The 13,219-nt window shown below is 50.9% G+C and carries 11 protein-coding genes and 2 tRNA genes; 4 read left to right on the forward strand and 9 right to left on the reverse strand.

Going from position 1 to position 13,219, the window contains the following annotated elements; all coding sequences use genetic code 11:
- Positions 1-131 precede the first annotated feature (131 nt).
- The 8 genes from maoP to orn form a co-directional block, all read right to left on the reverse strand.
- Positions 132-515 (reverse strand): DUF413 domain-containing protein, encoded by a 384-nt coding sequence (gene maoP / locus EZV72_RS16470; RefSeq protein WP_137168256.1) that lies wholly within the window; start codon positions 513-515, stop codon positions 132-134.
- Between the two features lie 331 nt (positions 516-846).
- Positions 847-1,341 (reverse strand): DUF4442 domain-containing protein, encoded by a 495-nt coding sequence (locus EZV72_RS16475; protein WP_137168257.1) that lies wholly within the window; start codon positions 1,339-1,341, stop codon positions 847-849.
- A gap of 110 nt (positions 1,342-1,451) precedes the next feature.
- The gene (locus EZV72_RS16480) at positions 1,452-3,020 is read right to left on the reverse strand and encodes a tetratricopeptide repeat-containing sulfotransferase family protein (RefSeq protein WP_137168258.1); all 1,569 of its coding nucleotides are present in this window, start codon (positions 3,018-3,020) and stop codon (positions 1,452-1,454) included.
- A gap of 14 nt (positions 3,021-3,034) precedes the next feature.
- On the reverse strand, positions 3,035-3,556 hold the full coding sequence (locus EZV72_RS16485) for an outer membrane beta-barrel protein (RefSeq protein WP_137168259.1): 522 nt from the start codon (positions 3,554-3,556) through the stop codon (positions 3,035-3,037).
- A gap of 111 nt (positions 3,557-3,667) precedes the next feature.
- A complete protein-coding gene (locus EZV72_RS16490; RefSeq protein ID WP_175405185.1) occupies positions 3,668-6,118 on the reverse strand; it encodes a TonB-dependent receptor in 2,451 nt (816 codons plus the stop codon).
- A 1,688-nt stretch (positions 6,119-7,806) separates the two neighbouring features.
- Positions 7,807-7,882 (reverse strand) — tRNA-Gly (locus tag EZV72_RS16495).
- Positions 7,883-7,929: 47 nt separating this feature from the next.
- Positions 7,930-8,005, reverse strand: a tRNA-Gly gene (locus EZV72_RS16500).
- A 122-nt stretch (positions 8,006-8,127) separates the two neighbouring features.
- Positions 8,128-8,673 (reverse strand): oligoribonuclease, encoded by a 546-nt coding sequence (gene orn, locus EZV72_RS16505; RefSeq protein WP_137168261.1) that lies wholly within the window; start codon positions 8,671-8,673, stop codon positions 8,128-8,130.
- Between the two features lie 85 nt (positions 8,674-8,758).
- Between orn and rsgA the strand changes: the two genes are divergently transcribed.
- The 4 genes from rsgA (at position 8,759) to EZV72_RS16525 (ending at position 12,393) form a co-directional block, all read left to right on the forward strand.
- Positions 8,759-9,793: a small ribosomal subunit biogenesis GTPase RsgA gene (rsgA, locus tag EZV72_RS16510; RefSeq protein ID WP_137168262.1), complete on the forward strand. Its 1,035-nt coding sequence runs from the start codon at positions 8,759-8,761 to the stop codon at positions 9,791-9,793.
- Between the two features lie 145 nt (positions 9,794-9,938).
- The gene (gene asd, locus EZV72_RS16515) at positions 9,939-10,829 is read left to right on the forward strand and encodes an archaetidylserine decarboxylase (RefSeq protein ID WP_137168263.1); all 891 of its coding nucleotides are present in this window, start codon (positions 9,939-9,941) and stop codon (positions 10,827-10,829) included.
- Positions 10,829-11,710 carry a DMT family transporter gene (locus EZV72_RS16520; protein ID WP_137168264.1) on the forward strand — a complete coding sequence of 294 codons (882 nt, stop codon included), beginning with the start codon at positions 10,829-10,831 and terminating at the stop codon, positions 11,708-11,710. The genes asd and EZV72_RS16520 overlap by 1 nt, the downstream gene beginning before the upstream one ends.
- Positions 11,701-12,393, forward strand: coding sequence for a glycerophosphodiester phosphodiesterase (locus EZV72_RS16525; RefSeq protein WP_137168265.1), 693 nt, complete (start codon positions 11,701-11,703; stop codon positions 12,391-12,393). The genes EZV72_RS16520 and EZV72_RS16525 overlap by 10 nt, the downstream gene beginning before the upstream one ends.
- On the opposite strand, the gene EZV72_RS16530 is transcribed toward EZV72_RS16525, so the two are convergent.
- Entirely contained in the window at positions 12,390-13,211 is an 822-nt protein-coding gene (locus tag EZV72_RS16530; protein ID WP_175405149.1) for a divergent polysaccharide deacetylase family protein, read from the reverse strand. The two genes, EZV72_RS16525 and EZV72_RS16530, sit on opposite strands and share 4 nt — an antisense overlap.
- Between the last annotated feature and the right edge of the window lie 8 nt (positions 13,212-13,219).

Below are 13,219 nucleotides of genomic sequence, written 5' to 3' on the forward strand. Positions count from 1 at the left end.
AGGAAGTTAAAACAGTAAATCGCAGAAAAGTGAGATGCATATCCCAATATATTAAAATATTAGGATATATCTTTCGTTTTAGGCTAAATTTCACGCAAAAAGCGGACAATTATTTACACTACATTAACAAACTATTCATCGTCGACTTCTATTTCCAGGCCGGTGTCGTCAACCGAGTCTGTTTCTTCATCGTCATCGTCGCTGGCGGCCACTTTTGCTGAACCATAAATACTGGCTGTTTTGGGCCGGTTAATCCGGTTTTGGTATTTTAGCCAGGCTTTCTCGGTGGCCGAATGTGGTTCACGCAGTCCCAGCGCTACATCAATATATCCGCGCTCTTCTGCTGTTTCGGGCGTCAGTTCGCCGTCAACCAGCGCAGCGATCAAACTACCATGACTGGTTAACAGTTTGCTTTCTGAAATCGAAAAATCACCGGAGCGTGAAAATCCGTACGGATAATGACGTTTGTCCACAAAAGGACGTTTTGAAAGAGATTCTCGCGTTAACAAAGCCATAATCAAACCCTTCTCATGAATGGTTGGACGGGCGTATAAGTATGCCCAGCGTGACTGTCAGCTGCCTGGCTCTCCGTGGTTGGCAACAAGCGTATATTTCGCAGTGTTCATTGGGGTTTTAGTGCAAATAATAACCAGCGTCAATGAAAAACTACGACAGGGGTTACTTTTTAATAATTTTGCTGATTTGCAAACCCGACCAGACGTGAAAATTGGTGGGTCGAACGAGACTGGTCACTAAACAAGCAGCTTAAGGAAGATATTAGAAAGGGTGGCGCCGCCGGTGATTTGCCCTCCCCTGACGACGCCGCGCAGATTGATTATATTGTTATTAACTGCGCTTTTTGGGCACCCAGGCCCAAATCATTTCACACAGTACAGGCTCAATATTCTGAGCATCGGTCACCTTGACCGGTACTGTAACCTCACCTTTGTCCTGATCTTGCATTAGCTGAATCTGTTCATCAGTGAGCCAGGCCACCGCCGTCATGTCGCCACTGGCACGCTTGACGTAGTTTAGTTTCATGGATTTGATTAATGGCAGTTTATCGCCGGGTAGATTGGTACCCACAATAAAGCCGGTTGCCGACTCAGCCAGTAGGGCCATCCCTGCCGCATGCACGCTGCCAATATGATTTTGCACTTTTTTGTAGTTTTTTTGCCGGAACGTCACAGATTTTAAATCAGTTTCCAGAATTTCCAGGCTCACTGTACGGGTCAGTTTGACCTTGAAACGAAACATTGCGGTAAGCAGACGCTTAGCCAACCAGTCAGGGTACTGATTAACCTTTTTTGCGTATTGCCGAAGAGGGTTTGCACTTGCCATGAGCTATTATCTTTATTATCTGGTAAGACCAGTAGAATAGGGGGAAGCCCGCCAAATTGCAACACCTTGGCTGAGCGCAGGATACAAATCGCGTACTTAATGTGCGTCAGTCAGGGCTGCGCCAGCAGCGCTTTCAACTCATTTAAGTGAGTCTCGTACCGTTGCCAGCGCCCCACTGATTTCTGGTTGATCGCTTCACGAACCTGCACTTTGCTGGCGGTAGAAACCGGCGCTGTATTGCGTTCCACGTGCAAACAGCGGGGTTGCCAGTCCAGCTGACAAAATGCCAGCAAATCGCGGCACTGCTGTTCAGGCTGGCGGACCAGTGCTTCATACGACTGAAGATAGACCTGATTCGGGTAACGCTGCTGGCGGTCAGTCACATGCCGGGCAAAACGCTGATATACCCGGCCGGTATCCAGCAGATCGTAGGCATAGGCATAATAAGGGCTGTTGATAGAAAATAGCTGACGGTAATTGCCAAGACAGGTGTCCAGCGGATCGCGCATCAGACACACAATCCTGGCCTGTGGAAATGCCCGCACAATCCAGTCTATGTAGAAAAAATTAAACGGCAGTTTGTCCACGACCCGGCTGGCTCCAGGCGTGGTGAGATACGCAGTACGCTCCATGTAGGCGTGTGCCAGAGCAGCGCTATCTAAGTGCTGTGCCTGTTGCAGTGTTGGCAGGTCGAGCACATAAGAAGACGTAGTCTGCGTCAGGCTTTTTACCGCTACCCCAAAATCCTGCAGCTCTCCGCCCGAGACCACCTGACTATGATGACTTAAAATCCGTTCCACCAGCGTGGTGCCGGAGCGCGGCATGCCCACCACAAATAATGGCTGGTGATTATTCTTATCCGTGGCTGGTAACGGATCATGGGTTACCGCTGTAGCAGGCATTGCCTCCAGGTAATCAAAGATAGCTTTGAAGGTGGTATCGGTATGGCGTAGCTGTGCTTTTTTTGCCGCTTTTGCTTTATTTAGCGCATCAAAGGCCTTATCAAACTCGCCAATTGCCTCGTATTCCTTGGCCAGAGCATGCCCTAAATGCAGCTGGGCATCAGGCTGGTTCGCCGCCGCAGTGCGCTGCTCTGTTAATGTAGGTATGCGTGCTTCACCTGGGCTGGCCGGGGCCAGATCAGATAAGGCAAAATGCGCCTGATAAAATTGCGGGGCCAGGATCAGTGCACGCTCAAAAGCCTCTCGGGCGGCAGTAAAGTCACCGGCAAACTTGGCCGACACGCCGTAGTTGTAATAATACTGTGGCTGCTGCTGTTCAACCGACAGCGCCTGTAAAAAATAGGCGCGGGCCTGCTCATGATCACCAACCCGGGACAGTGCCACGCCCATGGTATCAAGCTCCAGCGCACCATTAAGCTGGGTCGGCGTCACCTGAGAGGCAGCGCCCAAAGCTGCATTCATATTGCCCTGCAAAGCATAACACTTGGTCAGGTAGACGGCGGTTTTTACATCATCAGCCAGCGACCGGGCTTTATTGAGCAGCGTAATGGCTTTGCTGATTTGCAGCAGTTCAATATGCAGGATTCCCAGTAAGAAATACGCTCTGTGCGACTCACCATAGTGTTTTATTGCCCTGACCAGGGCAGTGTGTGCGGCAATAAAGTCCCGCTTGCCAATGGCGGCTACAGCCTGTTTAAACAGCTCTTCGCGCGTCACACTGCCCCCTTTATCTAGAAAAAGTAACGTAACCCTACACTGTACAGGGTCTGATCATCGTAGGTTTCTCCCAACAACTCCCACTGCCACTGCGGCGTGGGCCGGTATTCCATACCTGCGCCATAGCCAAATTCCCAGTCACCGCGCTCCATACTTCCCTGCGAAGTGGACAGCGTCGTGTCAGCTTTGCCATAGGTGGGCTGCACCATGACCGAGAATTTATCACTGAAATCTACCGACAAACGCAGACTGGCCCCTACATAGCTATCCAGCTCCAGCGTATATTGTTGCCCGGCCAGCTCAAAGTTGTTGTCACTGATACCGGTACCCAGCCGAAGCTGGGGCGTCAGATAAAAGCGGCTTTTACCAATATTGTACGTGTAACCCAGATTCAGCTCGGCCATTTTCAGGTTACGGTCAAAGCCGCCGGTATCATCGTCCAGCTGACCAATTGCCACGCCAACGCTCATTTGGGCCTGCGCGGATAAGGCCGTCAGCAAGCAGACGCTGCCGGCTAGCAATATAGCGTTTTTCATTGTTTTAATCCCTTATAAAAAGCGTCTGTAAGTTAGCGGTTTGGTTTATAAAGTGCAAACAAATAAGCCCGGCATGGCCGGGCTTATTAACGCTGACAGGCAATAAGAAGATTACAGCTCAAATTTATAGTTAAATGATACCCCAATCCGGCGCGGGCTCACGACAAAGTGACCGTAATTACGCAGTATGTCGGTGCCGTTAGGTAACATTTCTGCAAATGTCGGATCCCCCATATCGCCCCGGTCACGGCGCACTGAAGTATACGCATACTTGTCGAACAGGTTGTCGATATAGAAGGTGACGCTCCAGTCCTGATCAGAGATTTTGGCATTCAGGTTACTGATCGCATATCCGGGGATCGCTTCGCCATTCTGGCGCAGACCAACAGTTGAGAACACATCGCTTTGGGCAGTCAGGCCATAGCTGACATCCAGCATTTTGTCTTCCAGAATTTCCTGGCTGTAGGTCACGCCAAACGAGAACTGATGTTCGGCAGAGCCCGGCAGACGATCGCCATCTTTACCGTCATAGTAATCCTGTAATGCTGTGCCCTGCTCGTCAAACACGCCGAACAGATAGGGTGCATCCGCGGTCAGCTCTGCTTTGGTGTTCGCGTAGGTGGCGTACATGGTCAGCTCGTCGGTCACCAGAGCACGCAGTGACAGTTCTACCCCACGGGCGTTGGCACCATCGGCATTGGTGGTAATAGGCTGCTGACCATTCACGGTCGCGCCGCCCACCTGGGCATTATCCCAGTCAACGTTGAACAGCGCCGCATTCAGTTGCAGACGGTTTTTCAGATAACTGGTTTTTACACCCAGCTCGTAGTTTGTCGTGGTATCACCCAGGTACACCTGCTCACGAGGCAGGGCACACACAATCTGGTTATTAATCTGGTCGATATTGTCCGGACACGCGGCCACGGCGTTGGCACCGCCAATCCGAAAGCCTTCACTGACCGTGAAATAACCCATCGTATCGGCATCAAACTGATAGCTGGCGTTGAATTTGTACAGAGTACCGCTTTCCTCTGCGGTTTCCTGTCCATAATCAAGCTCGATAGAGTCTGAAGCACGGCCTTCATATAACGAGTAATACAGCGGCAGGTCGACCGCCGAACGGGCATCTACATCATACTTGTAGGAACGCAGACCCACGGTGACATCCAGTTTATCGGTCACTTCATAGGTCAGCTCACCAAAAAAGGCTGACTCTTTGGTATCGACCTTATCAACCGAATAGTATTCCAGGTTATCCGGACGCGGATTGCCCTCTACACCCCATACATTCAAAGCATACTGGTCAAAAAACGGCGTAAACTCCTGGCTGCTGTTATCCACTTCAGACTTGTTGTAGTAAAACCCTGCAATCCAGCTTAGCGGCCCCGGAGTCTGAGAAACCAGACGCAGCTCCTGGGTCAGGTTGGTTTCGCTTTCCACTTCTTCGGTGTAGGCCGAAAAAGCCGGGAATTCTTCATAGCTGTAGTCCAGACGAATCAGCAGGTCGGTCTGATCGCGCTGACCTTCCCCGTCAAACTCAGCATAGCCGGTTGCCGATACCAGTTCAGCAAAGCCCAGGTCGGCTTTCATTTCCAGACTCAACAGAGAGTCTTCTTTGTCATAGGGTTCTTCATAGCGATAGGCAGACTCATACGGCCCAATCACATCGTTCAGCGGGTTTTGCGCTGATAACGCATTGTGCTGGGTGATTGAGCGACCTTCCACATCCTGCTGTTGGACAAAATATGTCAAGGTACTGTCAAACCAGTCATTCGGCATCCAGCGCAGGGCAATCCTCGCTGTCAGGGTATCTTCGCCATTCGCATCTTCAACCCGGCGCAGATTTTCATCTACCGCAGCCGCATCACTGAAGTCCGGATCAGGCAACGACACACCGCCTTCGCGTACCACGTAGTTGTAGTCAATAAAGCCCGGGTTGGTAAAATAGTTAACCGATGCCCGCAGGCCCAGCTCACCATCAATCAGTGGCGTATTGAACACAACCCCGCCTTCCTGACCGGTTGAACTGCTTTCACTTAGCGAATAAATGTCACCAAAAATTTCACCGGACGTGAAATCCAGATCGACGGCTTTGGGCATATAGCGAATCGCGCCGCCCAGTGTGCCGGCTCCGTACAGCGTACCCTGCGGGCCAATCAGCACTTCTACCCGTTCAATGTCAATCAGACGCATATTGACGTAAAGCGGAATTTCGCCAAAGTAGGTGGCTACCGTACCGCCGTCCGAGCCCGGTCCGGCAGAGTTGGTATTCAAGCCGCGCACCACGATGGGCGAAGCCGAACGGCCTCCCTGATCAGTAATTGTCAGCCCCGGTACCCAGCGTGCTACATCGTTCAGATCTTCAATGTTCTGCTGCTCCATCACATCTGAGGTCAGTGCAGAAATATTCAGCGGCACTTCCTGCAGTGAACCTGAACGGCGGGTGGCGGTAACTTCTATTTTTTCGATTTCCTTATCAGCGATAGGGGCTGTTTGCGCCACTACGATAGCCGGTGAACAGGCAGCCAGTACCGCGCCTGCAATCAAAGATTTGGCAAACAACCGGTTTGCTGATGAATTCATGTGTGTCTCCAATACCATTTACTACTGGTTTTTTTGGTTTTCAATTTGTAAATAAGGCAAGAGCAGTTTTTATACCGTCTTTGTGACCAATTTTACTGTCTGTAAAAACAAAAAAACAGCATTTATTGAATACAGATTCATTTAAAACACAAAAATATTCAAAAAAGACTGGTATTTGTTATCGGCGCACAATCATAGGACTGGCAGCAGACCACGTAGACTAATGATTTCGTTATACTTATGTAGAACCCGTAAAATCAGGCCCCGCATTGGTGCTGTATTTTTCGGGTAACTATTCAAAGACGAGTTACTATTTAGTAAAAGTTCGCTGGTTGCAAAATGAACAACTTTTCAATTTTCTTATGTTAAAAAGATGATAATGGAAAAGTTAGATTAGACTTTTGAGCCTTTGACAAGAATTTTGTTAGCAACCTACCAAAAGGACATGGATATAGTCTTTAGCATTGCAAATACGGGTAATGGCGGCCAACTGACCAACGTCATTCATCCGCGGTATCTACAACCCACCGTCGTCCCGGAATCGCGCAGCGATATCCGGGATCTCCTCAGGCTAACTGACCAACGTCATTCATCCGCGGTATCTACAACCCACCGTCGTCCCGGAATCGCGCAGCGATATCCGGGATCTCCTCAGGCCAACTGACCAACGTCATTCATCCGCGGTATCTACAACCCACCGTCGTCCCGGAATCGCGCAGCGATATCCGGGATCTCCTCAGGCCAACTGACTAACGTCATTCATCCGTGGTATCTAGAGCCCACCGTCGTCCCGGAATCGCGCAGCGATATCCGGGATCTCCTCAGGCCAACTGACTAACGTCATTCATCCGCGGTATCTACAACCCAACCTTCGTCCCGCAATTGCGCAGCGATATCCGGGATCTCCTCAGGCCAACTGACCGACGTCATTCATCCGCGGTATCTACGACCCACCGTCGTCCCGCAATCGCGCAGCGATATCCGGGATCTCCTCAGGCCAACTGACTAACGTCATTCATCCGCGGTATCTACAACCCACCGTCGTCCCGGAATCGCGCAGCGATATCCGGGATCTCCTCAGGCCAACTGACTAACGTCATTCATCCGCGGTATCTACGACCCACCGTCGTCCCGGAATCGCGCAGCGATATCCGGGATCTCCTCAGGCCAACTGACCAACGTCATTCGTTGCAGTATCTGATGAGCCAGACTGTTCAGGAGGTTCCCGTTTCCACGGGAATGACCGCGGGTGAAATGAGCAAGCAGTGATCACTTCAGAAAATGCAATACTTTGCAGGCATGGTGTCGCGTTTAAAACTATAGGAAGTATTGATTTAACCGGATGGTTAGGAAGAAATTGGAGCGGGATACGTAGATTCGTAACTGGCAGCCACGCTGTCGCGACGTGTCGCGCTTAAAACTATAGGAAGTATTGATTTAACCGGATGGTTAAGAAGAAATTGGAGCGGGATACGTAGATTCGTAACTGGCAGCCAAGCTGTCGCGACGTGTCGCGTTTAAAACTATAGGAAGTATTGATTTAACCGGATGGTTAAGAAGAAATTGGAGCGGGATACGTAGATTCGTAACTGGCAGCCACGCTGTCGCGACGTGTCGCACTTAAAACTATAGGAAGTATGGATTTAACCGGATGGTTAGGAAGAAATTGGAGCGGGAAACGAGATTCGAACTCGCGACCCCAACCTTGGCAAGGTTGTGCTCTACCAGCTGAGCTATTCCCGCACACAAATTGTTGATGTTACCGGCCAGATTTCTTAAAAGTAAGAAATTGGAGCGGGAAACGAGATTCGAACTCGCGACCCCAACCTTGGCAAGGTTGTGCTCTACCAGCTGAGCTATTCCCGCGCTTTGGTAACATTACTTATCTTCGGAAGTTTGTCTTCCTCGAAAGTGGTGCGCATTTTACAAAATATTTTGCGATGCGCAACACCTAATTTGAAGTTTTTATGAAATTCGGGGTCGAATGCTTAAATACTGAACACTTTATCCCGGTAAAACTTCAATTCTTCAATAGATTCGCGGATATCATCCAGTGCCAGGTGTACGCCTTTCTTTTCAAATCCACTAAGAATTGCCGGTTTCCAGCGGCGGGTCAACTCTTTAATCGTACTGACATCAATACTGCGATAATGAAAATAAGCTTCCAGCTCTGGCATGTATTTCACCATAAAGCGGCGATCCTGACCGATGGTATTACCGCACAGTGGCGATTTGCCAGCATCAACATAGTCGGCCAGAAACGCCATGGTCTGTCGGGCCGCTTCGGCTTCGTCAATGGTGCTTTGGCGGCAACGGGCGGTTAATCCGCTCTCACCATGCACCCGGGTACACCATTCATCCATACCATCTAAAATACTATCTGGTTGATGCACCGCAATGACGGGGCCTTCGGCTAATACATTAAGCTGTGGGTCTGTCACAATAGTGGCAATTTCCAGTACTTTACAGGATTCCGGATCCAGTCCGGTCATCTCCATGTCGATCCATACCAGATTCAAATCATTTTTACTCATTCAGCGGTTCCTCGTATTCGGACATGGCGCATCAGCCATACAAACGGTATCATAACTACAGTATACGCTAACTTATCATGGAATCGTGGCGAAAAAACCCAAACTTACCCAACGTCAGAAGCGCCAGGTTGCGGCAAATCGCAAACGCCGCCTGGAACAAAAACAAACCACAGCTGTACCCTCCCAGGACCTGCAAAACCTGGTTGCCGGGCGGGTAATTGGCCGGTTTGGTAAGCATGCTGATGTCGAAAATAATGCCGGTGAAGTATCCCGTTGCCATATCCGCCGCACTGTTGGTTCGGTGGTATGTGGTGATAATGTGCTGTTTCATCCCGGTGATGACAATGACGACGGCGTTAGTGGCGTCATTGAAATTGTTCAGGACCGGCACTCTGTGCTTACCCGCCCGGATTTCTATGATGGTATTAAACCGATTGCTGCCAATATTGATCAGATCATCATTGTCAGCGCGGTGCTACCGGCGCTATCCACCAACATCATTGACCGTTACCTCATTGCCTGTGAAGACATTGGCATTAAGCCGGTCATTGTGCTCAATAAAATTGAATTGCTGGATGATGAAGCCCGCGCCAGCACCCTTGCCGAGCTCACCGTGTATGAGTCTTTGGGCTATCAGGTACATGTGACCAGCTGTAAAACACAGGAAGGGCTGGATGCACTGAATCAGTTGCTCGATGATAAGGTCAGTATCTTTGTGGGTCAGTCGGGCGTCGGTAAATCCAGTATTATCAACCGGGTACTGCCTGATGCGGAAGAGCTGGTAGGTGAAGTGTCAGATAACTCCGGGCTGGGCCAGCACACTACAACCGCAGCCAAGCTGCTGCATTTACCTGCCGGCGGCGATCTGATTGACTCGCCGGGAGTCCGCGAGTTTGGTCTGTGGCATTTGCCGGTGGAACGGGTGACCTGGGGCTTTGTCGAATTTCGTGATTACCTGGGTGGCTGTAAGTTCCGTGACTGCAAGCACCTCAATGATCCGGGCTGCATCATTACCAAGGCTGTGGAAAACGGTGATATCAGTGCAGCCCGCTTTGCCAGCTACCATAAAATTCTCACCTCAATGGAAGAAAACAAACCCAGTCATATTGGCCAGCCGTAAGCGGCGCTTTCTGGTCACTATACCGCCCGGCCTGGCGCCGGGTGTTGCCCCTTTATATCACTAAACAAGCTCTCATAACCGTTAGATCCTTTTTCTGCGCGCAGGATAGGGTACAATCCCGCTGTCTATTTAAAGGAGAAATGCTGTGCTGGACTGGTTTAAAGTTAACCTTCAATACATCTTACCGAAACACCTGATTTCGCTGCTTATCGGTAAGCTAGCCTCAGCCAGAGCTGGTGCGCTGACGACCGGGTTAATCAAACTGTTTGTGAAACAATATAAAGTGGATATGAGCGAAGCCATGTATCCACAGCCTGAGCATTACAAAACCTTCAACGAATTTTTCACCCGCCCGCTTAAAGAAGGCGCGCGTACGATTGTTGAAGATGCGCACACGCTGGCGCATCCGGTCGATGGCACCGTCAGTCAGTTTGGCGCTATTCACAACGACAGCATTTTTCAGGCAAAAGGTCATAACTATTCCCTGACCACCTTGTTAGGCGGTAAGCCAGAGTTGGCCAAGCCATTTAAAGGCGGCCAATTTGCCACCGTATATCTGGCCCCGCGGGATTATCACCGCATTCATATGCCGGTAGACGGTGTACTGACCGACATGATTTATGTGCCTGGTGAACTGTTTTCGGTGAACCCGTTAACTGCAGAAAATATCCCGGGTTTGTTTGCCCGCAACGAACGGGTTATCGCCCTGTTTGACACGCCGGTTGGCAAAATGGCAATGGTGCTGGTGGGTGCCACCATCGTGGCCAGTATTGAAACGGTATGGGCCGGCACGGTGACGCCACCGGCGGGTCAAAATGTGCAGCACTGGCAGTACGATACCGACAGTGAAGCTACCGTTCGACTGAACAAAGGCGATGAACTGGGCCGGTTTAAACTGGGCTCAACCATTGTGGCCTGCTTTGAACCTGATGCGATTGATTTTGCTGGTCTTTCTGCCGGCCAGGTGACCCGACTGGGTGAAGCATTTGCCCATGTCAGTGGTAAGGAATCAGCCGACCCAGCGCCTGAGGCGTAATGGATCCGGTTAAACGCAGTCTGATAACCCTGCATATTACGGTTGTGCTGCTTGGCGGCACAGCCCTGTTTTCGCAGATTATCCCTTTATCAGCAGCAGATATCACGCTGGGCCGTTCGTTGTTTGCCTGCCTGGCCCTGTTTATTTTTTTACGCCTGTCTAAAGAAAACTTTCGCTTAGATGCTCCCCGCGACTATGCCATTGCCACCGGGCTTGGCGCCCTCATGGCCCTGCACTGGGTAACCTATTTTGCCGCGATGCAATACGCCGGAGTGTCGGTGGGTATGATTGCGCTGTTCACCTTTCCGGTGATCACCGTGTTAATTGAACCCTTGTTTGAAAAAAGCCGGCTGGCCTGGCAGGACATGATCAGTGCCATTATTGTGTTTGTGGGCATTGCCCTGATTGTGCCGGAAAGCTCATTAAACAATGATGTGACTCTGGGCGTGATAACCGGCATATTCTCAGCGGTGCTGTATGCTATACGCAATCTGCTACACCGCCAGCATTTTTCCCATTATTCGGGGGCCAAGGCCATGGCCTGGCAGATTATGGTGGTCTGTGTATGCCTGATTCCGACGTTGTCCGGCAGTCTGACCGGCGCGAGCCAGACCAGCTGGTGGTTGCTGGCTATTCTGGGCACCTTGTTTACTGCCCTGCCCCATGCGCTGATTGCCGCAACTTTGGTACATTTAAAAGCAAAAACCTTTTCTTTAATTGCATGTATGCAACCCTTTTACGGGGTATTACTGGCCATTGTACTGCTAGGCGAAAAACCAGGCTGGAAAGCCCTGGTTGGCGGGGCGCTGGTCATCTCCGCTTCCGTTTACGAAACCGTTAATACACATAAACAGCAAAAGGCAGACAGCAAATGTGGGTAATTGCACATCGGGGAGCCAGCCAACAGGCTCCGGAAAATACATTATCAGCTTTTTCTCTGGCCCTGCAACAAGGCGCCCATGGCATCGAACTGGACACCTATCAGCTGGAAGACCAGCAGGTGGTCATTCATGATCGCTTTTTGCACCGTACAACCAATGGGCAGGGCAAGGTTACTGAGGCCAGTGTGGCTTATCTGCGCAGCCTGGATGCCGGCGACGGTAAACCGGTCCCTCTGTTATCTGAGGTGATGCAACTGCTGCCGGATAACATCATATGTAATGTTGAGATTAAACACCTGACTGATGCTAAAGCCTGGCTGGCCTCGTTGGATGCTGCCATGCAACACAGTGCGCTGCGTCCGGAAAATCTGATTGTCTCGTCGTTTAATCACACCTGGCTGCAGGACATCAAAGTACTGCGCCCTGATATACAAATTGGCGCACTGACGGCGTCTTATCCGGTTAACGGGGCTGATTTTGCCAGCCTGCTGGATGCCTATGCCATGCATATCGATATGGATATTGTGGATGAGGACATTGTCCGTCTTGCGCACCGCGAAGGTCTCAAGGTATTGGTGTATACCGTGGATGACCCACAGGACATGCATAAACTGAAAAGCTGGGGCGTAGACGGCATTTTTACTAATCTGCCAGAGCTGGCCTTACAGGAAGTCGGCGCTTAGCGCGGCGCCGTGGTGGCTGTCCTGGCTTCTTTTCGGGCATAGTCAGCCACAGGCACCGAAGGTTGCTGCATCAACTGACTGACCGGCGTGAGCGCCACGCCGTACTGACTCACCGAGCCCAGGGCCTGATTTAAAAACCGTATGGTTTGTGGATGCGGATGGGCAATACCGATGGCACTGCCGTGCTTACGGGCGAGTTTGATCAGCCTGTCCAGCTGACCCTGCATATACGACTCATCAAGCTGATTATCCAGAAATACATGCCGCCGGGCCACCGGCACTCCCGCCTGCAAGGCCGCCTGTTCAGCCACCGAACCAATGGTGGTGCGACTATCGATAAAAAATTTATCATGGGCTTTTAAGGTTCGCATCAGTGCCTGCATTGGCTGCCACTGCTCGGTCAGCCGGCTTCCCATATGATTATTCACGCCAATCGCAAACGGCAGGCTGAGCAATGCCTGCCGGGTGGTATCGCTAATCGCTTCAGGATACATGTCACTGGTCAGGGCTGCCGGACCCTGCGCACGGTCACTGTGCGCTTCCATGGGTAGGTGCAGCATGATATCGCGCCCCTGGGCATGCCCGGATAATGCCAGTTCGCTGGCCAGCGGGGTATTGGGTAGCACTGAAAATGTCACCTCAGGAGGCAGACTAAGCGCCAGCGCATCAGTATACCGGTAACCGATATCATCGATAATGATGGTGATAGTGCCACGGGGTGCCGGGTGTGGCAGGGAAACGGAGGCGGCCAGACCGGCCGGACTAAACCAGCCAGCAAATAAAATCAGTAGCAATGAGCGACCAACAACACGGCTCACATTGCCAC

Source organism: Salinimonas lutimaris (assembly GCF_005222225.1).
Classification (GTDB): Bacteria; Pseudomonadota; Gammaproteobacteria; order Enterobacterales; family Alteromonadaceae; genus Alteromonas; species Alteromonas lutimaris.